This window comes from Burkholderia cepacia (genome assembly GCF_029962485.1).
In the GTDB taxonomy this organism is placed as follows: Bacteria; Pseudomonadota; Gammaproteobacteria; order Burkholderiales; family Burkholderiaceae; genus Burkholderia.
This window is the reverse complement of the sequence record NZ_CP073638.1, coordinates 1,693,871-1,717,439: the sequence shown is the minus strand read 5'-3', so window position 1 is coordinate 1,717,439 and position 23,569 is coordinate 1,693,871. Positions and strand designations below refer to the sequence as shown.

Annotated in this window: 26 protein-coding genes; 12 read left to right on the top strand and 14 right to left on the bottom strand. The window is 67.1% G+C overall.

Annotation, left to right across the window (positions count from 1 at the left end):
- Nucleotides 1-18: 18 nt before the first annotated feature.
- The 6 genes from KEC55_RS24020 (at nt 19) to KEC55_RS23995 (ending at nt 5,829) form a co-directional block, all read left to right on the top strand.
- Entirely contained in the window at nt 19-231 is a 213-nt protein-coding gene (locus tag KEC55_RS24020; RefSeq protein WP_282507638.1) for a DUF3311 domain-containing protein, read from the top strand.
- Nucleotides 228-1,706, top strand: coding sequence for a sodium:solute symporter family protein (locus tag KEC55_RS24015; protein ID WP_282507637.1), 1,479 nt, complete (start codon nt 228-230; stop codon nt 1,704-1,706). Before KEC55_RS24020 ends, KEC55_RS24015 begins: the two co-directional genes overlap by 4 nt.
- Before the next feature lie 103 nt (nt 1,707-1,809).
- Nucleotides 1,810-3,270, top strand: coding sequence for an amidohydrolase family protein (locus KEC55_RS24010; protein WP_282507636.1), 1,461 nt, complete (start codon nt 1,810-1,812; stop codon nt 3,268-3,270).
- Between the two features lie 197 nt (nt 3,271-3,467).
- A complete protein-coding gene (locus KEC55_RS24005) occupies nt 3,468-4,214 on the top strand; it encodes a glucose 1-dehydrogenase (RefSeq protein ID WP_282507635.1) in 747 nt (248 codons plus the stop codon).
- Between the two features lie 153 nt (nt 4,215-4,367).
- Complete coding sequence (locus KEC55_RS24000) at nt 4,368-5,222, top strand: DJ-1/PfpI family protein (protein ID WP_282507634.1); 855 nt, start codon at nt 4,368-4,370, stop codon at nt 5,220-5,222.
- Nucleotides 5,223-5,346: 124 nt separating this feature from the next.
- The gene (locus KEC55_RS23995) at nt 5,347-5,829 is read left to right on the top strand and encodes a YybH family protein (RefSeq protein ID WP_282507633.1); all 483 of its coding nucleotides are present in this window, start codon (nt 5,347-5,349) and stop codon (nt 5,827-5,829) included.
- A gap of 91 nt (nt 5,830-5,920) precedes the next feature.
- On the opposite strand, the gene KEC55_RS23990 is transcribed toward KEC55_RS23995, so the two are convergent.
- The 3 genes from KEC55_RS23990 to KEC55_RS23980 all read right to left on the bottom strand — a co-directional run bounded on the left by KEC55_RS23990 (nt 5,921) and on the right by KEC55_RS23980 (nt 8,406).
- A complete protein-coding gene (locus KEC55_RS23990; protein ID WP_282507632.1) occupies nt 5,921-6,868 on the bottom strand; it encodes a GlxA family transcriptional regulator in 948 nt (315 codons plus the stop codon).
- 199 nt (nt 6,869-7,067) lie between these two features.
- Nucleotides 7,068-7,589, bottom strand: a complete 522-nt coding sequence (locus KEC55_RS23985; protein ID WP_282507631.1) for a GNAT family N-acetyltransferase — start codon at nt 7,587-7,589, stop codon at nt 7,068-7,070.
- Nucleotides 7,590-7,662: 73 nt separating this feature from the next.
- Nucleotides 7,663-8,406 (bottom strand): SDR family oxidoreductase, encoded by a 744-nt coding sequence (locus KEC55_RS23980; RefSeq protein ID WP_176046211.1) that lies wholly within the window; start codon nt 8,404-8,406, stop codon nt 7,663-7,665.
- On the opposite strand from KEC55_RS23980, the gene KEC55_RS23975 reads away from it, so the two are divergent.
- Entirely contained in the window at nt 8,390-9,448 is a 1,059-nt protein-coding gene (locus KEC55_RS23975; RefSeq protein WP_282507630.1) for an AraC family transcriptional regulator, read from the top strand. The genes KEC55_RS23980 and KEC55_RS23975 overlap by 17 nt on opposite strands.
- 79 nt (nt 9,449-9,527) lie before the next feature.
- Entirely contained in the window at nt 9,528-9,911 is a 384-nt protein-coding gene (locus KEC55_RS23970) for a hypothetical protein (RefSeq protein ID WP_282507629.1), read from the top strand.
- Between the two features lie 106 nt (nt 9,912-10,017).
- Here the strand turns inward: KEC55_RS23970 and KEC55_RS23965 are convergent, their stop codons facing one another.
- From KEC55_RS23965 to KEC55_RS23955, 3 genes are read right to left on the bottom strand one after another with little or no spacing between them, the layout of a single operon-like run.
- Nucleotides 10,018-10,863, bottom strand: a complete 846-nt coding sequence (locus KEC55_RS23965; protein WP_282507628.1) for an MBL fold metallo-hydrolase — start codon at nt 10,861-10,863, stop codon at nt 10,018-10,020.
- An 18-nt stretch (nt 10,864-10,881) separates the two neighbouring features.
- Nucleotides 10,882-11,208: a hypothetical protein gene (locus KEC55_RS23960; RefSeq protein ID WP_282507627.1), complete on the bottom strand. Its 327-nt coding sequence runs from the start codon at nt 11,206-11,208 to the stop codon at nt 10,882-10,884.
- On the bottom strand, nt 11,196-11,732 hold the full coding sequence (locus tag KEC55_RS23955; protein ID WP_282507626.1) for a sugar ABC transporter: 537 nt from the start codon (nt 11,730-11,732) through the stop codon (nt 11,196-11,198). Before KEC55_RS23955 ends, KEC55_RS23960 begins: the two co-directional genes overlap by 13 nt.
- A gap of 165 nt (nt 11,733-11,897) precedes the next feature.
- Between KEC55_RS23955 and KEC55_RS23950 the strand changes: the two genes are divergently transcribed.
- Nucleotides 11,898-12,791 carry a LysR substrate-binding domain-containing protein gene (locus tag KEC55_RS23950; protein ID WP_282507625.1) on the top strand — a complete coding sequence of 298 codons (894 nt, stop codon included), beginning with the start codon at nt 11,898-11,900 and terminating at the stop codon, nt 12,789-12,791.
- 83 nt (nt 12,792-12,874) lie between these two features.
- Nucleotides 12,875-13,471 carry a DJ-1/PfpI family protein gene (locus KEC55_RS23945; RefSeq protein ID WP_282507624.1) on the top strand — a complete coding sequence of 199 codons (597 nt, stop codon included), beginning with the start codon at nt 12,875-12,877 and terminating at the stop codon, nt 13,469-13,471.
- Between the two features lie 93 nt (nt 13,472-13,564).
- On the opposite strand, the gene KEC55_RS23940 is transcribed toward KEC55_RS23945, so the two are convergent.
- From KEC55_RS23940 to KEC55_RS23930, 3 genes are all read right to left on the bottom strand, one after another.
- Complete coding sequence (locus tag KEC55_RS23940; protein ID WP_282507623.1) at nt 13,565-14,335, bottom strand: ABC transporter substrate-binding protein; 771 nt, start codon at nt 14,333-14,335, stop codon at nt 13,565-13,567.
- Between the two features lie 139 nt (nt 14,336-14,474).
- Nucleotides 14,475-15,704, bottom strand: a complete 1,230-nt coding sequence (locus KEC55_RS23935) for a cyanate transporter (protein WP_282507622.1) — start codon at nt 15,702-15,704, stop codon at nt 14,475-14,477.
- A 160-nt stretch (nt 15,705-15,864) separates the two neighbouring features.
- On the bottom strand, nt 15,865-16,722 hold the full coding sequence (locus KEC55_RS23930; protein WP_282507621.1) for a helix-turn-helix transcriptional regulator: 858 nt from the start codon (nt 16,720-16,722) through the stop codon (nt 15,865-15,867).
- A 95-nt stretch (nt 16,723-16,817) separates the two neighbouring features.
- On the opposite strand from KEC55_RS23930, the gene KEC55_RS23925 reads away from it, so the two are divergent.
- A complete protein-coding gene (locus tag KEC55_RS23925; protein ID WP_282507620.1) occupies nt 16,818-17,711 on the top strand; it encodes an SDR family oxidoreductase in 894 nt (297 codons plus the stop codon).
- 32 nt (nt 17,712-17,743) lie between these two features.
- Here the strand turns inward: KEC55_RS23925 and KEC55_RS23920 are convergent, their stop codons facing one another.
- From KEC55_RS23920 to KEC55_RS23900, 5 genes are all read right to left on the bottom strand, one after another.
- Nucleotides 17,744-18,733, bottom strand: coding sequence for a zinc-dependent alcohol dehydrogenase family protein (locus tag KEC55_RS23920; protein WP_282507619.1), 990 nt, complete (start codon nt 18,731-18,733; stop codon nt 17,744-17,746).
- A 123-nt stretch (nt 18,734-18,856) separates the two neighbouring features.
- Complete coding sequence (locus KEC55_RS23915) at nt 18,857-19,759, bottom strand: LysR family transcriptional regulator (RefSeq protein ID WP_282507618.1); 903 nt, start codon at nt 19,757-19,759, stop codon at nt 18,857-18,859.
- Between the two features lie 86 nt (nt 19,760-19,845).
- Nucleotides 19,846-21,225: an FAD-containing oxidoreductase gene (locus tag KEC55_RS23910; protein WP_282507617.1), complete on the bottom strand. Its 1,380-nt coding sequence runs from the start codon at nt 21,223-21,225 to the stop codon at nt 19,846-19,848.
- Nucleotides 21,226-21,399: 174 nt separating this feature from the next.
- A complete protein-coding gene (locus KEC55_RS23905) occupies nt 21,400-21,978 on the bottom strand; it encodes a hypothetical protein (RefSeq protein ID WP_282507616.1) in 579 nt (192 codons plus the stop codon).
- A 48-nt stretch (nt 21,979-22,026) separates the two neighbouring features.
- The gene (locus KEC55_RS23900) at nt 22,027-22,491 is read right to left on the bottom strand and encodes a GNAT family N-acetyltransferase (protein WP_282507615.1); all 465 of its coding nucleotides are present in this window, start codon (nt 22,489-22,491) and stop codon (nt 22,027-22,029) included.
- Nucleotides 22,492-22,642: 151 nt separating this feature from the next.
- Here KEC55_RS23900 and KEC55_RS23895 point away from each other — a divergent pair, with 151 nt between their 5' ends.
- Complete coding sequence (locus KEC55_RS23895) at nt 22,643-23,281, top strand: LysE family translocator (RefSeq protein ID WP_282507614.1); 639 nt, start codon at nt 22,643-22,645, stop codon at nt 23,279-23,281.
- Nucleotides 23,282-23,569: the final 288 nt, after the last annotated feature.

Below are 23,569 nucleotides of genomic sequence, written 5' to 3'. Positions count from 1 at the left end.
CTTCCGGAGGAGACTCACATGAAATTCAAACTGTTGCTGGCGGCGCTGCCGTTCGTCGGGATGTATGCAGGCGGCTCGCTCGCCGAGGCACTTCCGTTGCTGTTCGGGCTGCCGTTCCTGCTCGTCTGGAACCTGATCTGGATGGCGGCGACCGCCGTGATCCTCGCGATCCTGTTTCATCTCGACGAGCGCGACGCGGCCCGCGCAGGCCGTTCGGGAGACGCGCGATGAACGCTTCGATCATCATCATCGCGGCGTTCGCCGTATTCGCGCTGGCGATCGGCGTGATGGCGCGCCGCGGCCGCAAGCTCACGCTCGAACAGTGGGCGGTCGGCGGGCGCGGCTTCGGCTCGCTGCTCACGTTCCTGCTGATGGCCGGCGAGGCGTTCTCGACGTTCTCGTTCCTCGGCGCGAGCGGCTGGACCTACAGCAAGGGCGTGCCGGCGTTCTACATCCTGTCGTACGGCTGCCTCGCGTTCGTGATCGGCTACTGGATGCTGCCGGCGATCTGGCGTTACGCGAAGGAGCGCGGGCTCGTGTCGTTCGCCGATTACTTCGCGTCGAAGTACGACAGCCGCGCGATCGGCGTGCTGGTGTCGATCGTCGCGGTGTTCGCGATGGTGTCGCTGCTGATGATCCAGCTGCGCGGGCTCGGCGTGATCGTGTCGGAGATGTCGTACGGGCTGATTCCGCAGTCGGCCGCGATCTGGATCGCGGCGACGCTGATGGCCGTGTACATGGTCGTGTCGGGCATCCACGGGTCGGCGAGCATCGCGATTTTCAAGGACGTGCTGATCCTTGCGATCGCGATCTTCCTCGGCCTGTACCTGCCGATGCATTACTACGGCGGCCTCGGCGAGATGTTCGCGAAGATCGACGCCGCGCATCCCGAACTGCTGCGCATGCCCGAGCACGGCTTCAACCTGAGCTGGTACAACTCGACGATCCTGCTCACGTCGCTCGGCTACTACCTCTATCCGCACGGCTTCACGGCGATCTACGTCGCGAAGGACGAGCGCGCGCTGCGCCGCAACGTGATCCTGATGCCGCTGTACCAGGTGCTGATCGCGTTCCTGTTCCTGGTCGGCTTCGCGGCCGTGATGACCGTGCACGGGCTCGAAGGCGCGCAGACCGATCTCGCGCTGCTGCGCCTCGTGAAGCAGACCTTCCCCGCGTGGTTCGTCGGCATCGTCGGCGGCACGGGCCTGCTCACTGCGCTGGTGCCGGGCTCGCTGATCATGCTCAACGCGTCGACGACGATCGCGCGCAACATCTACCGCGAAGGCTTCGCGCCGAACGCGACCGACCGCGAAGTGACGCGCGTCGCGCGGATCGCGCTGCCGATCTTCACGCTGGTGGTCGTCTACTTCGTGCTGCGCGGCGGTGCGACCTTCGTGACGCTCGCGATCTTCTCGTCGAGCCTGCTCACGCAGCTCGTGCCGATGCTCGCATCGAGCTTTTTGAAGCGGCCGTTCGGCACGCGTGAAGGCGCATTCGCGGGCATCGTCGCCGGCGCGATCGTGATCGCGATGACGAACTACTATGGCGTGACGCTCGCATCGCTGTTCCCCGGCGCATCGAACACGTTCACGTCGATCAACCCCGGGCTCGTCGCGCTCGCGGTGAACGCGGTGGTGTTCATCGCGATCAGCGCGGGACAGCGCAAGCTGAAGGCGCGTGTTGCGGCGCCGGTGCGCTCCGCGTGACAGTTGCTTCGCCGTTTCGCGGTCAGGCCGCCGGGCAGCCGCCCGGCGGCTTTGCCGTTTGACGGCGCCCCGACCCATTCGAACCACAACAGGACACCACGTCATGACTACCGAGGACAAGCGCGAAGCGATCGACACGCTGATCGTGAACGGCTGCGTGATCACGATGGACCCGCAGCGGCGCGTGATCGAGAACGGCGCGGTTGCCGTGGAGGGCGATCGCATCGTCGCCGTCGGCAGCACCGCTGAACTGCAGGCACGCTACCGTGCGACGCGCACGATCGATGCGCGCCGCAAGGCCGTGCTGCCCGGCCTGATCGATGCGCATGCGCACGCGGGGCACGCGATGCTGCGCACGATCGGCGGCGCGGATGGCGATGCATGGTCGGCCGCGGCCGAGACGATTTACACGCGCGCATCGGACGAGGCGTTCTGGGAAACCGAATCGCATCTCGCCGCGCTCGAGCGGCTGAAGGCCGGCGTGACGACGGGTGTGTCGCTGCTCGGCGGCGGCAACTCGATCATGCGCGTCGACGACCCCGTCTACGCGCGACGTCATTGCGACGCGGTCGTGCGCACCGGCACGCGCTCGATCGTCGCGGTCGGCCCGTCGCGTCCGCCCGCGCCGCGCGCGTACACGCGCCACACGCCGGACGGCAGCGATACGCGCGACATCGATTTCGACACGATGTACGACGTGTGCGAGCGCATCGTCGACGAATGCCACGGCGATGCCGACGGCCGCATCCGGATCGCGCTGACGCTGCCCGTGTACGGCCCCGAGCACGACCCGGAACTTGCGCAGTACGAGCAAGACTTCCGCGATCAGGCCGCACGCTACGGCGCACTCGCGCGCGGGCGCGGGCTGACCTTCACGCAGGACGGCCATCGTGCCGGCACGCTCGCGTTCGCACATCGCGAGCTCGGGCTGCTCGGGCCGACGTCGTTCATGTCGCACAGCATCGACCTGACCGACGACGACATCGCGGCATGCGTGGAAACGGGTACGGCGATCGTCCACAACCCGAGCGCGATCATGTCGATCATCGGGCGCTGCCCCGTGCCCGAGCTGATCGATGCGGGCGTGACGGTGGCGATCGCGTCGGACGGTGCGGCGCCCGATCGCGGCTACGACATGTTCCGCCACATGTGGCAGTGCATGCACTACCACCGCCGGCATTTCCGCGACCCGGACGTGCTGCCGCACGGCAAGGTGCTGGAGATGGTGACGATCGATGCGGCGAAGGCGCTGTCGATCGATCACGAAGTCGGGTCGCTCGAAGCCGGCAAGTTCGCCGACATCATCCTCGTCGACCTGTTCCGGCCGCACATGATGCCGATGAACATGCCGGTGTATCGCGTGACGTGCTTCGCGAATGCGGCCGACGTGTGCATGACGATGGTCGGCGGCCGTGTGCTGATGGAGGACCGTCGCGTGCTGTCGGTCGATGAAGGCGAGGTGCTCGAGCGCGTGAACGAAGTCGCGGAAACCATGATTCGTCGCAGCGGCTTGCGTCATCTGCTCGACGAGCCGAAGACGCTGTGGGGGCGTAGCCACTACTGAGTCATCGCGAGGGCGCGGCCGGTGGATGGCGCAGCGCCCGTTTGAATGGAGTGGCGTTTTTCGAGGGTTATACGACCTTTGCGCCATCTGCCTCACGTTCCATACTTCAGTCGAAGATCAGGCCGGGAACAGCGCACGAACGCGACGGCGTTTCGAGCTTCCGGCCTGATCCATCACGACATGAAAAGGAACCGAAGATGAGGCTCAGGAACAAGACAGCGTTGATCACGGGTGGCACCAGCGGCATCGGTCTCGCCACTGCAAAGCGCTTCATTGAGGAAGGAGCCCGCGTAGCGGTTACCGGCCGCGACGATGCCGTATTCGAGCGCGTGAAGGCCGAGCTTGGCGAGCATGCGATCGTCCTCAAGGGCGATGTCCGTTCGCTCGAGGACATGCGGGCGATTGCCGCCGAGGTCAAAGAAAAGTTCGGCGGCCTGGATATCGTGTTCGCCAACGCTGGCTGGGCGTTTCCGTCCGCGGCCAACGACATCGACGACGCACTCTACAACGAGATCATGGACATCAACGTCAAGGGCGTGGTGTTCACGCTTCAGGCGGTGTTGCCGGACTTGCGGGAAGGTTCGTCCGTCATCCTGAATACATCGTTCGTCGCGCAGACCGGCAAGCATGGCATCTCGTTGACGGCGGCCGCGAAAGCCGCCGTGCGATCGCTGGCCCGCAGCTGGTCCTACGAGTTCCTCGACCGGAAAATCCGCTTCAATGCGATCGCCCCCGGTGCGATCGACACGCCGCTGCTTTCCAAATGGGGCATGCCCGACGAATGGGTTCGCGACCGCAAGGCCGCGTTCGCCGAAGCGATTCCGGTCGGCCGCATGGGCACGGCCGAGGATATTGCCAACGCGGCACTGTATCTCGCCAGCGACGAATCCTCCTACGTTGTCGGCACCGAACTGGTCGTCGATGGCGGTGCGTCTCAGCTTTAAGCCGGCGGCTCGCGATTCCGGAGCCCGATACGTCATCGCGGCTCATCCACACCCTGATCTCACGTCCGCCTCGCCGTTCGTCGTGGCGGTTGTTCAATCCGGCCCGGCCTGGATGCGTTCGCGGCAGGGGCCGCAGTGCAAGGAGAAATCATCTTGACCGACAGTATCGATAGCGCCGCTTCCGTCACCCAACTCACCCGGGCCGGTCGTTCGCGGCGCGATGTTCTCAAGCTGGGCAGCGTCGCCACGCTCGGCGCCGTGCTGGGCGGCGGCGCCTTGCTCGGCCATGCCACGCCTGCGCTCGCGCAGGCAGGCGGTGACGGCGTACTTGCCCCGAACGATCCGCTCAATATCCTGATCGTCAATTACGACGGCGGAACGCTTCTCGACTTCGCGGGGCCGAGCGAGATTTTCCACCGGCTGCCGAATACGAACGTTCGCTACGCGAGCCTCAATGGCGGCAACGTGACGCTCGAATTCGGCGTCGTGTACGGCAATACCGAACGGCTGGCCGATATCGAGAAGACGGACGTGATTCTGGTGCCCGGCGGATCCGATTTGAGTGTGCCGATGCGACCGGCGTATCAGGCGCAGATCCGGCGTTTGGCACAAGGCGCGAAACACGTGACGTCGGTGTGCAACGGATCGCTGGTGCTTGCCGCAACGGGCGTGCTCAAGGGCAAGCGCAGCGCCTGTCACTGGGCCTTCGTCAACAAGCTTTCCGAGTATGGCGCGATTCCCGTTCCCGAGCGCTTCGTCGAAGACGACGACGGCCGCTTCATGAGCGGTGGCGGTGTGACGGCGGGCATTGACTTCGCCCTGCGCGTGGCCGCGAAGTTGCGCGGCCAACGGGCCGCCGAATTCACGCAACTCGTGATCGAATACGATCCCGCTCCGCCGTTCCATTCCGGTCATCCGAGGGACGCACGGCCGGACGTGATCGCGATGGTCGACAAGAAACTGCCGGGCGCATCGAGGGGGCTCGCACGAATCCCCGGCGTTCGCTGAGCGCCTGCAGCCAATGTGCGCGAGGCCATCCGCTGGCCTCGACGAACGCCGCGGGCGACGCTGCCTGCGCCATCTGCTCATTCGGGCAACCGCTTCAATTCAAGCCCAAACCGGAAATCACTCGATGCAACAGATTCGTTTGTGTACTGCTGCGCTTGCAGCGTGCGTGTCCTTCTTCGCATTCACCGCGCCGGCTGTCGCCGGTGGTTCGCAACACCCGCCCGAAGCGGCCATCAAGGCCGAAAACGCGCGGTGGGCCGATGCCTTTGCGCGAGGGGACTATGAGGCGATCGGCCGCCTCTATACCGACGACGGTGCACTCTTGCCGCTCGGCGGCGACAAGGTCACGGGGCGCCGCGCGATCGTGGCGTACTTCGCCAACGGGTATGCCGGATCGAAACCTGGCACCGTGTCGTTCAGCAATGACGAGTTCTACGGTGACGACCGGGTCGTGACGGAGGTGTCGGATGCGGAGGTTCGCGACCACGAAGGAAAGCTCAAGATTCGCGCGAAGCAGATCCTCGTCTTTCTGAAGCAGGGTGGCGCCTGGAAGCTGCATCGCGACATGTGGAACGATTACGCGCCCGTCAAGACGGACGGCCATTGAGCGTCCGGCGATTGGCGCGTCACGTACCGACGCGCTGCTAGCCCGCCAGACGGACGTTGACCGCACCGCGTGCTGATCGGCCGGCGGTCGATCAGCGCGCCGCGTTCGATCGGCTCTCGCGCCGAATCGCTTGCGGCGGGTGTCCATGCAGTTTGATGAAGGCCCGCCGCATCCGTTCCGGATCGGTGAATCCCACCGCCAGCGCAATCTGTTCGATCGGTTCGCTGCCACCCTGCAGGCGCAGCCTCGCGGCTTCGACGCGCAAGCGCTCGACCGCCTTCGCAGGTGTTTCACCGGTTTCCCGCCGGAAGGCACGCCCGAACTGCCGCAAACTCAATCGCGCGGCATCCGCGAGTCGTTCGACAGGCAACGCTTCCGCCAGATGTTCCCGCGCAAAATTCAGCGCGATGCGGATGCGATCCGACTCCGGTTCCATCTGCGACATCGCCGAGAATTGCGACTGCCCGCCTGGCCGACGATATGGAACGACCAGCAGCCGGGAGACAGCGCGCGCAATCTCCGCACCCATGTCTGTTTCGATGATGCCGAGCGCCAGGTCGATGCCGGAGGCGATGCCCGCCGACGTCCAGACGCGGCCATCCACGACATAGATACTGTCGCCGTCGACTTTGATGCGAGGGAAGCGCGACTGCATCAGCGCGGCGTACCGCCAGTGCGTCGCTGCCCTCAAGCCGTCCAGCGAGCCGGTTTCCGCGAGCAGAAACGCGCCCGTGCACACGCTCGCTACCCGCGAGGTCCTGGCCGTCAGTTTTTTGGCCGCGGCGATATTTTCCGGTGTCTGCATCGGCTCGATATCGCCGCCCACGAACACGACGGTGTCGAACGTGCGCCTTCCGACCGGCCTGGTCTCGATCGAGAGACCCGTATTGCCCTGAATCGGGCCGCCGGCTTGCGAGATGACATGAAGGTCATAGGGCGAATGGCCGGCCGCCGTGGCCACCTGATTGAAGGCCGACAGCGGCCCGCCAAGATCAAGCGCATCGTAGCCGCGGCAAACGAAGAATCCAATTCGATGCATGACAGGGCAGATACCGGAAAATCGGGGACGGCGTATTTTACCGAGAACCCTCAAATAGTGTCACTCAGCCTGAAACGAGGGAAATACGTCGTTGACGTCACCATCGATTGCCTGCACGGCCGACAAGACGCGACAAGCCGTAAACGCAAAGCGCCCCGTCGTTTGCCGGCGGGGCGCGGTTGTCATGCGGTTGCGGAGGTCAGCGACGGTAGATGTATTCCAGGTCGGTCGATTCGCCGACCTGGAAATCGTACGTGCCGACCTGCCTGAAGCCCGCCTTCTCGTAGAACGCGATGGCCTTCGCGTTGCCGGACCACACGCCCAGCCATACCGGCCCGGGGCGTTCGTCGGCGAGATAATCCAGCGCGGCGTCGAACAACGCACGTCCGGCGCCGGTACCCTGCGTACCGCGTCGAAGGTAGATCTGATGGATCTCGCCCGACCCTTCCGCGACTTCCGGGTGCGGGAGCTTGCACGGCCCCGCGTGGGCATAGCCGACCAGCGAGCCGTCGTCGCTTTCGGCGACCCACGTACGGCACTGCGGGTCGATGAGCTGTTCGCTGACCGTTGCAACCGAGTAACTGCGGGCCTCGTACGCGGCAAGATCGTTCGGCGGGTAGTCGATGCCGAAGCCGTCCTGCAGAAAGGTTTCGCGAAACGTATCGCGCTTCAAGTCGGCAAGCGGGGCTGCATCGGCCAGTGTCGCAACGCGGATCAACATCGGAAGTGTCTCGCTTCGGTAGTCGGGCGGACAGTGTATCGCGAGCGACATCCAGCCGGTGCACCGTTACCCGCTAACCGGTGATCGTCGCCGTCGGGCGCACGACGATCTCGTTCACGTCGACATCGGCGGGCTGCGCGATCGCATACGCAATGGCTGCCGCGATCGCTTCCGGCTCGAGCGCGATGCTGCGGTACCGCGCCATCGCTTCGGCGGCGACCGGGTCCGTGATCGTGTCGGCCAGCTCGGACGTCACGACACCGGGGCAGATGCTCGTGACGCGCAGCTTGTCGTTCTCCTGCCGCAAGCCGTCGGAAATCGCGCGCACCGCATACTTCGTCGCGCAATAGACGGCGGCCGTCGGCGAGACGCGCAACCCGCCGATCGACGACACGTTGATGATCTGGCCGAAACCCTGGCGATTCATCACCGGCAATGCGGCCGCGATGCCGTACAGCACGCCCTTGATGTTGACGTCGATCATGCGGTCCCATTCGTCGACCTTCAGCGACGCCATCGGCGACAGCGGCATCACGCCCGCATTGTTGACGATGACATCGATATGGCCATATTCGGCGAGCGCGGCTTCGACGAACGCGTCGTTGTCGTCGCGCTTCGTGACGTCGAGCGCACGCCACGCCGCCGTGCCGCCCTTGGCGCGAATGTTGCCGGCGAGGTCAGCAAGACGCTCGGTGCGACGCGCGCCGAGCATCAGGCGCGCGCCGCGCTCGCCCAGATAGCGGGCCGTGGCTTCGCCGATCCCGCTGCTCGCGCCGGTGATCAGGATCACTTTCTGTTCGATGTTGTGGCTGGACATGTTCGTTCCTCGGTTCAGGGTGAAGAGTCGACAGCATCGCGCGGAAGGGGGCGCGGCCGTTATCCTGCGACTCCGTATTTCTTGCACGATTCTCCGAAGATGCAGCGAAGGCGATACGCGCCGCGATTCGGCATGCGACACTCGGCGCATGGAAAAAATCGATGATCTCGCGGCGCTGATCGCCCGCCATGCGCGGGCGGACGGCGCCGTGGAAACGGCGATTAAGGGTCTGGGCCTGTTGCGCTCGTCGGCTGAAACGGAGCCCGTGCATACGCTTTACGAGCCTTCCTGCTGCATCGTCGCGCAGGGCCGGAAGCGCGCGGTGGTCGGTGGCCGCGCGTATCAGTACGATCCTTCGAACTACCTGATCGTCGGCCTCGATTTGCCGGTGATCGGGGCGGTGATCGAGGCCAGCGTGGCGCAGCCGTATCTCAGTGTGCGGTTGCCGCTGAATCGTCAGGCGCTCGCCGACATGCTGATGCACGATTCGACGAAGCCCGGGCGCGGCGACGCGCGCGGGTCACCGGCGATCGCGGTGGAAGCCGCGACGCCGCACCTGATCGACGCGGCCACGCGGCTGCTGCATCTGCTCGACACGCCGGACGACATCCCGGCGCTCGCGCCGCTGATCGAGCGCGAGATTCTCTATCGCCTGTTGCGTGGCCCGCATGCGGACATGTTGCGTCAGGTCGCGTATCTGACCGGTCGCATCAACCGGATTCAGCGGGCGATCGCGTTCATCCGCCATCACTACACCGAAGACTTCGCGATCGACGCGCTCGCCGCGTTGGCGGACATGAGCGTGTCGACGTTCCACGCGCAATTCAAGGTCGCGACGCACATGAGCCCGCTGCGTTTTCGTGCGCAGATCCGCTTGCAGGAAGCGCGTCGTCTGATGCTGGCCGAAGGGCTGGGGGCGGCGGAGGCCGGGTTCCGTGTCGGGTACGAAAGCCCGTCCCAGTTCAGCCGCGAGTACGGGCGCCTGTTCAACACGCCGCCGAAGCGCGACACGGCAACACGAAAGGCGCTGGCGAGCGCCTGACCGGTGCGGCAACAATGCCGATGGTTGACCGCCAGCGGACATGCTAGGATTTCCATCAAACAACTTCGGAGACGCCGTGATGCCGTTCATCTGCGAAAACGTTGAATGTCGTGCCGTGCTGGCGCGCGGGCAGGTCAAGACTCGCCAGGAGGACGCCGGGTGGTGCTTCTACTGTCCGGACTGCAACACCAGGAACGAGTTGATGGATATCGGCACGGTGGTTGGCCACGTCGAGCTGGTTCAGCCGGAGCGGGCGAGTCCGCCGCACAAGGTCGTCGCGACCGCCAGGCCGCTGGACGACGGCACGTATGCGGCGCAGTTGTGCGTTCAGCGCGCGCTCGCGGTGAAAGGAACATTCGCGGCCGAAGAGCACTGGGATCAGCTCGGTGTATTCGGCGACGCGCAGGAAGCCGTCGCGCACGCACAGTCGTTCGCAACGGATCTATTGCAACGCGCGGCGTAGGATCCGGCCGCATGCCGGATGGCGCGACACCGCGCCACGCGCGGATCGACGCGGATGTCATGACCGCGGATCCGCGCGCCGGATGTGACTTTCTCCGGTCGTGACATCACGCGTCGGTCTCGTAACGCAGACCATATTCTCCTTTCGTTCGCGCGATGCGGGCGAAACCGGGTTCTCCTAAATGCATGCCCGCGATCAATAGCCCCTCCGAACTGACCCGGTCCAGCAGCCGTGATCGCGTGGTTGCGGCCTGGGTCGAGTCCTGGTCGAATGCAATCGACACGTCGGGCCGTTTGATCTGGATATGCGGGAAATGCACGATATCTCCCCACACGAGCAGGCCCTGATCGCCGGATTCGACGACGTATCCGGTGTGCCCATCGGTATGCCCCGGTAGCGGCATCGCGCGGATGCCCGGCAACACGTCGCCTTCGTCAAACAGGCGAAGCCTGTCGCGATAGCCGTCGAATACCTGGCGCGCGATCTGGAAGTTGCCGCGGGCGCGCTCGCTGGCGCGGCTCAGATTGGCGTCGTCCTGCCAGAAGCCGACCTCCCGCCGATGGACGACCAGCTCCGCATGTGGAAACGTCACGTGTCCGGCGGCATTCACCAGCCCCCCGACATGGTCGGGATGCGCGTGCGTGAGCAGGATCGTGTCGATCGCGGACGGGGCGATGCCGGCCTCCAACAGATTGGCGATCAGGCGGCCGCCCCATTGCCGGATGCCGCCGGCCCCGGCGTCGATGAGGATCGTGCGGCCCGCGCCGCGCACCACGTAGCAGTTGATATGGATGGCGGACGGTTCCTGCTGGCCGGCAGCGTGCTGCATTCGGGTGGCTTCGGGCGTGTCGATATTCGACAGGACATCGAGGCTGGCGGTCAGGTAGCCGTCGCTGATCGCCGTGACCGTGAAATCGCCGACTCGCTGAAAGGGAAAAGTAACGGTGGACACAAGGCTTCTCCAGGCAAGCTAGTTTCGCGCGTGAATGCTCGGCGCGGCATGGCCAAAACAGCGGATGCGCGCGGTCAGGCCCGTGCGGCGAACGATCGCGTGATCGAGCGCTTCCATGAACCGGTTCATGATCGCGGGCTGTCGAAACGCGTCGACGCGATACTGGATTTCCGCGAAAACGGGATGCCCGTGTCCCAGCCGAACTTCCATGAAGATCACATGAACGTTCTTGAGTTCTGCGTGGAGGACTTCGGTGCACAGGTCGACGCAGTCGCCGGACAGTGCGGCAAGGTCGTCGTCGGGCGGCATGCGTCCCGCCTGAATATGAAAAGTCACGTTCGGCATGGCTGGCCTGCCTTGGTCAGTTGCGCGGTGATCGGTGCGTAAAGGTAAAGGCCGGCCTCGGCGTGCCCGGCCAGCCGGGCGTCGCGCCGGGGCAGGACGCCGAGCCAGCGGCTCGCCGGAAACTTCTCCAGCGCGACGGCCTGCATGGCGAGCGGGGTCACGCCCATGCGGATCAGCGGCTCGGGGCCGCTCTCGCACAGCACGAGCAGTTCGTCGGCGGCCACTTCAGGCGCGACACCGATATCGCTGTAGAGATTGCGGTGCCAGTCGGTAATGTGCTGTTGCCATCTCGCGAAATTGCCACCGCCTTTCTGGCGATATTCGTCCCCGGCCAGCACGTCGAGGCCGTCGATCGTGTGGATGGCCAGGTAGACGGGGCAATCGTCGCCGATCGCCTTGAAGCGCTGCGACGTATGAAAACCCGTCACGGAGATGAGGGCCGGCAGCTTGTCGAGGCTGTAGAAGTTGTTCCATTCAGCTTCGCTGTCGCGGTCGGCGAAGCTGCATTCCACGGTGTAGATCATCAGATCGTCCTTCGTAACGGAGGGGCATCCTGCGGCGAACGCACGATGTTCAGTGCTGTGACGTAATGCTAATCTGATGTTTCCTGCATAAATATCGACAAAAAGTCAGCCTTCAGTGATGTTTGCTCAAGCTGACGTCGAATTCCCCCGATCGGCGAGACCTCCATGCGACGCAAGATTCCAAGCAATTCCGCGCTCCTGGCCTTCGAGGCGGCGGCCCGACACGGGAGCTTCGCCCGCGCGGCAGACGAGCTGGCACGCACCGAAGGCGCGGTCAGCCGCCAGATCGGCCGGCTGGAGGCGTTTCTGGGCGTGACGTTGTTCGAGCGCGTCGGAAACCGGGTCCGGCTGGCGCCGAACGGCACGCGCTACGCGGTGCAGGTGCGGGAGATCCTGGACCGGCTGGAGCGCGACAGCCTGTATCTGATGGGGCAGCCCGCCGAGGGCGCGAGCCTCGATATCGCCGCGATCCCGACCTTCGCCACGCGCTGGCTGATTCCTCGGTTGAAGCGCTTTCAGGATCGCCACTCGAACATCACCGTGCATATCGCCGAACGGATGGACCCGTTCCTGCTCGCGGGTAGCGGTTTCGACGCAGCCATTCATTTCGAACATCCGGCATGGGCCGGCATGCATCTGCATCCTCTGCTGGAGGAAGTGCTGGTGCCGGTCTGCAGTCCGGCGCTCCTGAAGGGCGCGGGGAAGAACGCGTCGCTGGACGCGCTGCCGCGCCTTCATCGGCGGCAGAATCCCGATGCCTGGCAGACGTACGCGGAAGCGGCCGGTATTGCGCTGACCAATTCGGCGGTCGGCCCCCGCTACGATCTCCATTCGATGCTGATCGAGGCGGCACTGGCCGGCCTGGGCGTGGCATTGGTGCCGCGTCTTTACATCGGGGCGGAGCTTGAGCAGGGCCGCCTGGTCGCGCCCTGGCCGGACGGGAAGGCCGTGACCAAGACCTTCTGCCTCGTGCTGCCGGAACCGGTCGAATCGAGCGGGGGGCCGGTACGGGCTTTCGCGACATGGATGCTGGAAGAGGCCGGCGGCGGCGCGCGTTGACGCAGCCACCGATGCGCGTCGCGAATGCGTCGTGATTGATCTACGATAGGCGCGATACCACCACGCCACGATGCAAGGACGTCATGCACATCGCCATCCTGACTTTCGAGGGCTTCAACGAACTCGATTCGCTGATCGCGTTCGGCCTGCTTAACCGGGTCAAGACGCCCGGCTGGCGCGTATCGATTGCAAGCCCGGTGCCGCGGCCGCGGTCGATGAACGGTCTGGTGCTGGACGCACACGTGTCGTTGCAGGAGGCATGCGACGCCGATGCCGTGCTGGTCGGCAGCGGCGCACTGACGCGGGACGTCGTGCGCGATGCCGCGCTGATGGCGCAGTTGAAGCTCGATCCGGCGCGCCAGCTGCTGGGTGCGCAATGCTCGGGCACGCTGATACTCGCGAAGCTGGGCCTGCTGAACGACGTGCCGGCCTGCACCGACCTGACCACCAAGCCTTGGGTCGAGGAGGCGGGCGTGGCCGTGCTCGATCAGCCGTTCGTGGCGCGGGGGAATGTGGCAACGTCGGGCGGATGCCTGGCGTCGCACTATCTGGCGGCCTGGGTCATCGCGCGCCTGGAGGGCGTCGAGGCCGCACGCAGCGCGATTCACTACGTCGCGCCGGTGGGGGAGAAGGAGGCTTACGTGACGCGTGCGATCGGGAACATTGCGCCGTTCCTCTGATCGCGTTCTCGAACGGCATTCAGGAAGGACGATTCGCGAAGGGGCGTTGCGTGCCGGTGCGCAACGCCCCTTCATTGATTCCGCCCGCGTCCGTCAGTTGTAGATATCGAACGAGAAGTACTTCTTCGCGATCCGCTGATACGTCCCGTCCTGAATCAGGCTCGCGAGCGCCTGGTTGATCTGCGTACGCAGTGCGTCGTCGTCCTTGCGCACGCCGATTGCCGAACCCACGCCGAGCGTCTTCGGATCATGCAGCGCCGGCCCCGCGAATTCGAAGTTCGCACCCTTCGCGGTCTTCAGGAAACCGAGGTCGGCCTGCACCGACGACTGCAGCGACGCATCGAGCCGGCCCGACAGCAAGTCCTGGTACACGAGATCCTGCGTCTGGTACGTGCGGACGATCACACCCTTCGGTTCCCAGTACGTGCGTGCATAGGTTTCCTGCGTCGACCCCTGCTCGACGCCGACGCTCTTGCCTTGCAGCGACTCGGCCGTCGGCTGCAGGTTCGACCCGCGCCGCGCGACGAGGCGCGGCGGCACGTTGTTGATCTTGTCGGTGAACGCGATCTGCGCGAGCCGCTTCTCGGTCACGCTCATCGACGACAGCACGCCGTCGAACTTGCGTGCCTTCAGGGCCGGGATCATGCCGTCGAATGCGTTTTCGACCCACACGCAGCGCACCTTCATTCGCTCGCAGATCGCGTTGCCGAGATCGATGTCGAAGCCGACGAGCTTGCCGTCGGGTGCGAGCGATTCGAACGGCGCATAACTGGGATCGACGCCGAGGCGCAGCACCGCCGGGTCTTTCGCGGCGGCGGCACCTGCCGTCAGCGCGAGCGCGACGGCCAGAACGAGCTTTTTCATGATTGTCTCCATTACCGATTGATGTTGTTTGTCGTGAAGCGAACAGGCGGCCGATGGGCGTGACGACCCGCGCCCGGCCATGCGCGGGCGGCTGGACGGCCGCCGAAAGCGGCGGCGAAACGTCCGGATTCGAAGGGGGTTAGCGGGCGGCGCCGGTGATGCGCGCCATGCTGTGCCGGTAGCCGGCGGGCGAGAACGCGGCGTTCAGCAGGGCCATCGATGCGATCACGCCGAGATGCATCCACCACGCGATCGCAAAGCCGCCGCCCGCGTCGCGCAGCCAGCCGATCAGCCAGGGGCTGGCCGCGACGGTCAGGAAGCCGATGCCCTGCACGAACGCGGCGAGCGCGCCGGCGAGCCGCGCATCGGGCAGGTGGTCGAGCGTGACGATCAGGCTCATCGAGAAGAAGCCGCCGAGACCGAGGCCGACGCTCGCGACCCAGAACCACGGCGCAAGCTCGGGCAGCGTCGCGAACCCGGCGAAGCCGGCTGCCTGCAGCGCGAGCGTGAGCCACAGCACGGGGCGGCGGTCGGACGAACGTTTCGCGAGCATCGGCATCGCCAGTGCGCCGGTCGCCTGGAACAGCGCCATCCACGCGAGCAGGTTGCCGCTCGCCTGCGGGCTCATGCCGACGCTGCGGTAGAACGCGGGCAGCCACGCGACGAGGCTCGCGTAGCCGCTGTTGCTGAGGCCGAAGAACAGCGCGAGCTGCCATGCGCGCGGCACGCGGGCGAATGCGCTGACCGGCGCCGAGGCGGCCGCTGCGTGCACGGCGTCGCGCGGCGCTTTCGCGCGCCACAGCGCGAGCGTGACGAGCGCAGGCACGGCCCACACGGCGAGCGCCAGATGCCAGCCGCCGTGCGCGGCGAGCCACGGTGCGGCGACCGCGCCGAACGCACCGCCGCCGACGAGCGCGGCCGAATAGAGGCCCATCGCGAGCGGCAGCCGGTCGACGAACCAGCGTTTCGCGAGGCCCGGCACGAGCGCCTGCACGACGGCGACGCCGGCGCCTGCCGCGATCGCGGTCGCGATCAGGCCCGTGCTGCCGCCGGTCCACAGGCGCGCCGTGCAGCCGGCCGCGATCAGCGCGAGCGCGGCGGTCAGCGCGCGCCGCTCGCCGATGCGCCGCGCGAGCCCGACGCCGACACCGGCGACGACGCCCATCAGCACGAACGGCAGCGTGGTCAGCAGCGCGGCCGCGCGAAAGCCGAGGCCCGTGTCGGCGCGCACGACGTCGAGCACGGGGCCGAACGCGGTCAGGAACGGGCGCAGGTTGAGGCCGGCCAGCACCAGCAGCGCGAGCGCGCCATAGGACACGGAAGCCGCGTGCGGGCGGGGTGCGGCTTGCGCGGTGCCGGGGTCGGTCATCGGAATGCTCCAGGGAGGGGCCGGTGGCCCTGTGATGCGATGCCGAAAGGGTAAGCGCGCGCTACGCCAGGAGAAAATTAAATATTCGACTGGGAATCAGTGCGGAATACGATGGCGCGCGCGGGCCGATGGGGCCGGATGGGCACGGTCCGCCGCGTGCCTATGCAGCCGGTGCCGGCATCGCGCCGGCCTGTTCGCGGGCCGCGACGAGCGCCCGGATGCGTGCGCGGTCGGCCGGCGTCGCCGGCGTGAAGATCACGAGGCTCAGGTCGGGGCGGCCGGTCACCGAGAACGCCGAATATTCGAGCGCGATCCGGCCGGCCTGCGGGTGGCGGATCTCTTTCGTCCCTTCGTCATGCGAATGGATATCGTGGTCGCGCCACATCGCGTCGAATTCGGCGCTCGTCGCGCGCATCTCGTCGACGAACGCCTGCACGGCCCGCGTCGCGCCGCCGCGCGCGACATCCGCGCGAAACGCGCCGACCGCGAATCGCGCGACGCGCTCCCAGTTCGGCTGCGCGTCGCGCACCCCCGCGTCGACGAAAATCAGCCGCAGGATGTTGCGCGCGGACGGCGGCAGCGTCGCATAGTCGGTCAGCGTGGCGGCCGCCGCGTCGTTCCATGCGACGACGTCCCACGTCGCGGAGCGCACGATCGCGGGGCTCGCGTCGAGCGAATCGAGCACGTGCTGCAGGCGTGGCGTCACGCTGGCCGGTGCGTGATAGTGCACTTCGGGCGGATGGCCGACGCCGATCAGGAACAGGTGCTCGCGTTCCGCTTCGTTCAGCATCAGCGCGCGGGCGAGCCGGTCGAGCACGTCGGCCGACGGTGCGCCGCCGCGCCCCTGTTCGAGCCACGTGTACCACGCGGCGCTCACGTGGGCGCGCTGCGCGACTTCCTCGCGCCGCAGGCCCGGCGTGCGGCGGCGCGTGGCCGGCAGCCCGAGTGCGGCCGGGTCGAGTTTCTCGCGGCGGTCCCGCAGGTACGCGCCGAGCAGGTTGTCGGGGGCGTCAGCCATATCCTGTTAGTTCGTTTACCGGTAAACCGTCACGACTTCACCGCGCGCGGCCCTCGGCAGATAGTAAGCCTCCATTCCATCCGGAGGTGCTGAACATGCGTGTCTTTGTTACTGGGGCGTCGGGATTCGTCGGTTCGGCCGTCGTTGCCGAACTCGTGGCCGCCGGGCATTCGGTGCTCGGCCTTGCGCGGTCCGATGCGGCCGCCGCGTCGGTCGCGGCCGCGGGGGCCGACGTGCATCGCGGGTCGCTGGAGGATCTCGACAGCCTGACGCGCGGCACCGAACGCGCCGACGCGGTGATCCACACGGGATTCAATCACGACTTTTCGCGCTTCGCGCAGAACTGCGAACTCGACCGCCGCGCGATCGAGACGATCGGCGCGGTGCTCGCGGGCTCGTCACGGCCGCTGGTCGTCACGTCGGGGCTCGCGCTCGTCGCGCCCGGCCGCGCGGCGACCGAGGACGATCCGCACGTGCCCGTGTCGTCGACCTATCCGCGTGCGTCCGAAGCGACCGCGGTCGCGCTCGAGGCGCGCGGTGTGCATGCGTCGGTCGTGCGCCTGCCGCCGTCCGTGCACGGCGACGGCGATCACGGCTTCGTGCCGCGGCTGATTGCATTTGCACGGGAGAAGGGGGCGTCGGCCTTTATCGGCGACGGCGACAATCGCTGGCCGGCCGTGCACCGGCTCGACGCGGCGCGCGTGTACCGGCTCGCGATCGAACGCGGCACGGCCGGCGCGCGCTATCACGCGGTCGACGATACCGGTGTGCCGTTTCGCGAGATCGCGCAAGTGATCGGCCGGCGGCTGAACGTGCCGGTCGTCGCGAAATCGAGCGCGGAAGCGGGCGAGCATTTCGGCTGGTTCGCGATGTTTGCCGGGATGGATGCGCCGGCAACCAGCGAGCGCACGCGGGCATGGCTCGACTGGGCGCCGACGCAGCCACGGCTGCTGGCCGATATCGACCGGCCGCGGTACTTCGACAACTGAGCGGGCGGCGTGCGCCGCCCGCCGCGCACGGGTCAGACCGTGACGACGATCTTCCCGACCTGCGCACCGGCTTCCATGTAGCGGTGCGCGTCGGCGATGTCGTCGAACGCGAACGTGCGGTCGATCAGCGGCTTCAGCGCGCCGGCCGCGAGCCCGTCGACGATGAAGCGCTTCGCGCGCTCGAGGCGTTGCGCGTCGCCGGTGATCTCGAACAGCTCGTAGCCGCGCAGCGTCAGGTGGCGCGCGAGCAGGTCCATCACGGGCACCGGGATGTCGCGCGTGTCGAGTGCGCCGTACTGGAAGAACGTGCCGTTCGTGGCCAGCGCGCGCAGCAGGTTCGCCGCATCGGGGCCGCCGACCGGATCGAACACGAGGCGCGCGCCGACACCGCCGGTGATCTCCGCCACCTGCTGCGGCAGGTCGGCAGGGCTGCCGGCGATCACGTGCTTCGCGCCCGCGTCGAGCAGTGCCTGGCGCTTCGATTCGCCGCGCGTCAGCGCGATCGGCACCGCGCCGATGTGGTTCGCGACCTGGATCGCCGCCTGCCCGACGCTGCTCGATGCGGCGCCGATCAGCACCGCATCGCCGCGCTGCAGCCCGCCGAGTTCGATCAGCGCGCCCCAGGCCGTGACGAACATCATCCACGTCGCGGCCGCTTCCTCGAACGACAGGCTGTCCGGATGCTTGACCACGGCATGCGCGGGCACGTTGACGACTTCGCCGTACATCCCGTAGTCGGCGAACGAGAACGCGGGTACGACGCTCACCGCGTCGCCTGCGGCGAACGCCGTCACGTGGTTGCCGACGGCTGCGACCACCCCCGACGCTTCATAGCCGAGCGATGCCGGAAAGCGTGGCATGAACGTGTATTCGCCGCTGCGGAACATGACTTCCGCGCGATTGAGGCCGATCGCCTTCACGCGCAGCTGGATCTCGTCGGGGCCCGGCGCGGGTACGTCGACCGTGTCGATCTGCAGGACTTCGGGGCCGCCGATGCGGTGGAAACGGACGATGCGGGACATGGGATGCTCCTTCGATGAACGGGTGTCGATGAAGCAGCATCGTAGGTGGGGGATCGCGCCGGATAAACGCGCACCGGAATCATTGATTGTTATTCGAGGAATAACAATCGGCGCGAACCTGTTCTACGCCGGATACCGGCGCGCAAACAGCTCGGTCAGCCAGTCGATGAACGCGCGCACCTTGTCGGACAGGTGCGCGCGGTTCGGGTACAGCACCGACACCGGCTTCGGCACGGCCGGTACGCCGGGCAGCAGTTCGATCAGCAGGCCCGCGTCGATGCTCGGCTGCAGCGCGGGGCGCAGTGCATGCACGACGCCGAGGCCGGCGAGCCCGCAGGACAGCAGCGCTTCCGAGTTGTCGGTGAGCAGGCTGCTCGCGAGCTTCACCGCGACGGTTTCGCCGTGCGGGCGGAACGTCCATTCGAGTATGCGGCGATTGCCGCCGGTGAAAAAGTTCACCGCGCGATGCGTACGAAGATCGTCGAGCGTGCGCGGCAAGCCGTGGCGCGAGAGATAGGCGGGCGACGCGCACGTGACCATCGGCACCGCGCCGACGGTGCGCGCGACCATGCTCGAATCCTTCAGCGTGCCGACCCGCACGACGCAGTCGATGCCTTCGCCGATCAGGTCGGCCGGCTGGTCGCTCGCGCCGAGCACGAGTTCGATCTGCGGATAGCGCTGCTGGAACTCGGGCAGCGCCGGAATCACGACGGTCTTCGCGAGCGCGAGTGCGATGTCGATCCGCAACCGGCCCTTCGGCACCGCGCGTTGCTTGGGGAACGACGCGAATGCGTCATCGATGCTGCCGAGCAGCTGCACGCAGCGCGCATGGAACGCCTCGCCTTCGGCCGTCACGCTCACGCGGCGCGTGCTGCGGTTCAGCAGCCGCACGCCGAGTTCCTGCTCGAGCTGCTGCACGGCTTTCGTCACGGCCGGCCGATGCAGTTGCAGCGCGTCGGCGGCTTGCGTGAAGTTGCCGCGCTCGACGATCTGTACGTAGATCTGCATCGCTTGCAGGCGGTCCATGGCGTTCCCGGGTGTCGTGGCGAGCGGTCATCTTCGCACACCGCCCGACACCCGTGCGGCGGCGATGCAGCGCCGCCCGCCGCGCGTCATTCGGCCGGATGCAGATCCTGCAGCAGCGTCGGCACGAGTTCCGACACGGTCGGGTGAATATGCATCGCGCGACTGATCGTCGTGTACGGCGCGCCGGCGGCCATCACGTCGAGCATCCCGTGCACGACTTCGTCACCGGTCACGCCGAGGATCGATGCGCCGAGAATCGCGTGGCTGTCCGCGTCGACGATCACCTTCATGAAACCCTGGCTTTCGCCTTTCTCGACCGCACGGCCGACGCGCGTCATGGGGCGCGTGCCGACCAGCAGCCGGCGGCCCGTCTGCTTCGCTTCCGCGAGCGTCATGCCGACGCGGCCGAGCGGCGGATCGATATACATCGCATAGGCCGTGATGCGGTCGGACACCTTGCGCGGATCGTCGTCGAGCAGGTTGGCCGCGACGATCTCGTAGTCGTTGTACGCGGTGTGCGTGAACGCGCCGCGTCCGTTGCAGTCGCCGAGCGCCCAGATGCCCGGCACGTTCGTGCGCAACTGCTCGTCGACGGCGATGTAGCCGCGCGCGTCGGTGCCGACGCCCGCGCGGTCGAGCCCGAGGTCGTCGGTGTTCGGCACGCGGCCGACCGCGAGCAGCAGGTGCGAGCCCGCGACCTCGCGGCCGCCGCCCGAGCAATCGAGGCCGATCACGATGCCTGCGCCGTCGCGCCGCGCGCTCAGGCAGGTCGCGTCGAGCTGCACGTCGATTCCTTCGTTCTCGAGAATCTCGCGCACGGCCTGCGACACGTCTTCGTCCTCGCGGCGGATCAGGCGCGAGCCCTTCTCGACGATCGTGACTTTCGATCCGAAGCGGCGATACATCTGGCCGAATTCGAGCCCGACATAACTGCCGCCGACGACCACGAGATGCTCGGGCAGGAAGTCGACGTCCATCATCGTCGAGTTGGTCAGGTACGGCACCGAGTCGAGGCCCGGCATCGCGGGCACCTGCGCGCGGCCGCCGACGTTGATGAAGATGCGTTCGGCTTCGAGCAGCTCGTCGCCCACGCGCACGGCATCGGCGCGCTCGAATCGGGCGTGACCCTGAAACACCGTGGTGTTCGCGAGGCCGCGCACCCATTGCTCGACGCCGTGGTTCGAGCGGCCGGAGATCTGGTCCTTGCGCGCCTTCACGGCTTTCATGTCGACGGTGACGGGGCCGCCGACCGACACGCCGTATTCGCCGGCGCGCCGCGCGAGGTGCGCGGCGTATGCGCTCGCGATCAGCGTCTTGGTCGGGATGCAGCCGGTGTTCACGCAGGTGCCGCCGAAGCGGCCGCGTTCGATGATCGCGACTTTCATGCCGGCGGCCGACAGCCGCGCGGCGAGCGGCGGCCCGGCCTGGCCGGTGCCGATGACGATCGCGTCGAAGTGTTGCGTCATGACGTCCTCCGGTGCAGGTGCAGCGAGGGAAGGCGTGCGGGCGAGCCGCGTGCGATGCCGGCGCACGGTCGCGCGACGGCGAGCGCCTATGGTAGTCCTGTTGGCGCTCGCTCGCGAGTACCGGCCGGCGGGTGACGGGCGGGGACGATCGATCCGGGCAGCGTGGCGGCGGTGTCAGTCCTTGCGTTTCCACTGACCGAACGACACCGGCCGGTGCGTGTCGGCGCGCGTGACGGTGACGTGGTCGGGCTGGTCGTCGAGCGGGAAGGATTCGGTGACGATCTGGTTCGAGAACAGCCAGCCGTGCGTGCGCGGGTCGTAGCGGAACGTGACGTAGTCGGTCCAGTGCTGGCCGCACGCGACGAAGTTCTGCACGGTGAAATAGCGGCCCTTCACCGAAAAGCCGTTGTCGGCGGCATCTTCGGGATCGAACGGATCGCACTGGCCGCCTTCGTTCGCGCGCAGCACGACCTGGTCGTTGCGCGCGGCGAGCCGGTAGGTGTGATCGGCCTGTTCCTCGTAGATCAGCAGCGGGCGCGGCGACGGCTGTTCGCGCGTATCGACCGCGCGATGCACGACGACGAGAAAGCTGTGCCGCCCGTTGTCGAGATCCGGCCCGGCTTGCGCGAGCAGCGGCTGGTAGCCGGGCGGCAGTTGCGCGGCGATCGACTGCGGCAGGTCGGCCGCGCGGGCGGCGGCAGGCAGTGCCGCGAGCAGCGGGAGCATCAGGGTAGCGAGGCGGAGCGCGCGCATGATGGGAGGTCGGGTCGAAAGGAGGAAAGGGCTGCCGGTCGCGCGGCGTTACAGATCGCGCCCGAGAAATTCGGTGCCCGGCACCGGATTGAACGCGACGGGTGGCGCGGGCGTAAAACCGAGCGACGCATACAGTTGCCGTGCCGCGACGAACTCGGGCAGCACGTCGAGGCACATGCGCGTGTAGCCAGCCGCCTTCGCGTCGCGCAGCAGCCGTTCGACGAGCTGGCGGCCGAGGTTCAGCCCGCGCGCCTCGGGGCGGACGTACACCCGCTTCATCTCGCACGCCGTGTCGTCGATTTCGCGAAACGCCGCGCAGCCGACCACGCGCTCGCCGTGCCACGCGAGCAGCAACAGCCCGCGCGGCGCCGCGTACTTGCCGGGCAGCGCGGCGATTTCCGGCTCGTAGTCCTGGAATGCGAGGCTGACGGTCGGGCTCGCGATGTACTCGCGGAAGATCGCTTCGACGGCTGCGGCGTCGTCGGGATAGCGGGCGGTGCGGATCTCGATCATGGCGGCGGTGCGGGATGGCTGGAAAGAGGGCCAGCATAGCAGCGTGCAGCCGCTTTCGGCCACGCGCGAAGCGTGCCAGAATCAGCGGCTCGACCGTCGGAAACGACACGCCGGCGCCGGCGAATCGGCGTCGCTGACCAAGGAGACTTCGATGACTGCATCGGCTGCCGTACTCGCCATCCTGGCTGCGCTGTTTCTCGGCGCGATGATTCCGGGCCCGAGCTTCGTGCTGGTTGCCCGCAATTCGATCGGGCTGTCGCGCCGCGACGGGCTCGCCACCGCGCTCGGCATGGGCATCGGCGGCATCGTGTTCGGCGGCGTCGCGCTGGCGGGGCTCTACACGCTGCTGCAGGCCGTCGAATGGCTGTACGTGGGCCTCAAGGTCGCGGGCGGCGCGTACCTGATCTACATGGCGTCGAAGATCTGGCGCGGCGCCGACCGGCCGATCGCGATGGACGATCCGCAGGCGATGGCCGGCGGCAGCGCGCGCAAGTCGTTCCTGACGGGCCTCACGACCCAGCTCAGCAACCCCAAGACGGCGATCTGGTACGGCAGCATCTTCGCGGCGCTGCTTCCGCAGCATCCGCCGCTGTGGTGCTACCTCGTGCTGCCGCCGCTCGTGTTCACCGTTGAATTCGGCTGGTACACGATCGTCGCGCTGTGCTTCTCGACGCGCCGGCCGCGCGAGCTCTACCTGCGCGCGAAGAAGTGGGTCGACCGCATCGCGGCCGGCGCGATCACGCTGCTCGGGCTGCGGCTGATCCTGAACGCGCCGAAAGCGGGGATCTGACCTGTCATTCCCGATCGGCATCGCACGACGGCCGGCCATTCCCCAGGCTGGCCGCCGGAGCGAACCGCCGGGGCCGCCGCGCGCATGCGCATCAGGTTTCCGGAAACGCCTTCCTTTTCCCATGACGCGGCCGTTCACCGGGCCGCGGCCGACGCGCCTCCCGGATCCCGGCCACCGCCCGCCGAGCCTTGCCTGACGGGCGTTCGCGTGTGCCGCACGGCCCACCGGCCGGTGCCGCTTCCCCGATTCTGACGGCCGACCTCCCGACGACGTGTAAACTGCTGCCTT

Excerpts from the sequence above, each read along its gene's own strand:
- KEC55_RS23960 (WP_282507627.1), bottom strand. The coding sequence starts at position 11,208 with ATGCCGAACGTGACTTTTCATATTCAGGCGGGACGCATGCCGCCCGAC.
- KEC55_RS23895 (WP_282507614.1), top strand. The coding sequence starts at position 22,643 with ATGACTGCATCGGCTGCCGTACTCGCCATCCTGGCTGCGCTGTTTCTC.
- KEC55_RS23910 (WP_282507617.1), bottom strand. The coding sequence starts at position 21,225 with ATGACGCAACACTTCGACGCGATCGTCATCGGCACCGGCCAGGCCGGG.
- KEC55_RS23925 (WP_282507620.1), top strand. The coding sequence starts at position 16,818 with ATGCGTGTCTTTGTTACTGGGGCGTCGGGATTCGTCGGTTCGGCCGTC.
- KEC55_RS24010 (WP_282507636.1), top strand. The coding sequence starts at position 1,810 with ATGACTACCGAGGACAAGCGCGAAGCGATCGACACGCTGATCGTGAAC.
- KEC55_RS23980 (WP_176046211.1), bottom strand. The coding sequence starts at position 8,406 with ATGTCCAGCCACAACATCGAACAGAAAGTGATCCTGATCACCGGCGCG.
- KEC55_RS23955 (WP_282507626.1), bottom strand. The coding sequence starts at position 11,732 with ATGATCTACACCGTGGAATGCAGCTTCGCCGACCGCGACAGCGAAGCT.
- KEC55_RS23915 (WP_282507618.1), bottom strand. The coding sequence starts at position 19,759 with ATGGACCGCCTGCAAGCGATGCAGATCTACGTACAGATCGTCGAGCGC.
- KEC55_RS23970 (WP_282507629.1), top strand. The coding sequence starts at position 9,528 with ATGCCGTTCATCTGCGAAAACGTTGAATGTCGTGCCGTGCTGGCGCGC.
- KEC55_RS23940 (WP_282507623.1), bottom strand. The coding sequence starts at position 14,335 with ATGAAAAAGCTCGTTCTGGCCGTCGCGCTCGCGCTGACGGCAGGTGCC.
- KEC55_RS23985 (WP_282507631.1), bottom strand. The coding sequence starts at position 7,589 with ATGTTGATCCGCGTTGCGACACTGGCCGATGCAGCCCCGCTTGCCGAC.
- KEC55_RS23905 (WP_282507616.1), bottom strand. The coding sequence starts at position 21,978 with ATGCGCGCGCTCCGCCTCGCTACCCTGATGCTCCCGCTGCTCGCGGCA.
- KEC55_RS23975 (WP_282507630.1), top strand. The coding sequence starts at position 8,390 with ATGTTGTGGCTGGACATGTTCGTTCCTCGGTTCAGGGTGAAGAGTCGA.
- KEC55_RS24005 (WP_282507635.1), top strand. The coding sequence starts at position 3,468 with ATGAGGCTCAGGAACAAGACAGCGTTGATCACGGGTGGCACCAGCGGC.
- KEC55_RS24015 (WP_282507637.1), top strand. The coding sequence starts at position 228 with ATGAACGCTTCGATCATCATCATCGCGGCGTTCGCCGTATTCGCGCTG.
- KEC55_RS23995 (WP_282507633.1), top strand. The coding sequence starts at position 5,347 with ATGCAACAGATTCGTTTGTGTACTGCTGCGCTTGCAGCGTGCGTGTCC.
- KEC55_RS24020 (WP_282507638.1), top strand. The coding sequence starts at position 19 with ATGAAATTCAAACTGTTGCTGGCGGCGCTGCCGTTCGTCGGGATGTAT.
- KEC55_RS23990 (WP_282507632.1), bottom strand. The coding sequence starts at position 6,868 with ATGCATCGAATTGGATTCTTCGTTTGCCGCGGCTACGATGCGCTTGAT.
- KEC55_RS23945 (WP_282507624.1), top strand. The coding sequence starts at position 12,875 with ATGCACATCGCCATCCTGACTTTCGAGGGCTTCAACGAACTCGATTCG.
- KEC55_RS23930 (WP_282507621.1), bottom strand. The coding sequence starts at position 16,722 with ATGGCTGACGCCCCCGACAACCTGCTCGGCGCGTACCTGCGGGACCGC.
- KEC55_RS23900 (WP_282507615.1), bottom strand. The coding sequence starts at position 22,491 with ATGATCGAGATCCGCACCGCCCGCTATCCCGACGACGCCGCAGCCGTC.
- KEC55_RS23950 (WP_282507625.1), top strand. The coding sequence starts at position 11,898 with ATGCGACGCAAGATTCCAAGCAATTCCGCGCTCCTGGCCTTCGAGGCG.
- KEC55_RS23920 (WP_282507619.1), bottom strand. The coding sequence starts at position 18,733 with ATGTCCCGCATCGTCCGTTTCCACCGCATCGGCGGCCCCGAAGTCCTG.
- KEC55_RS23935 (WP_282507622.1), bottom strand. The coding sequence starts at position 15,704 with ATGACCGACCCCGGCACCGCGCAAGCCGCACCCCGCCCGCACGCGGCT.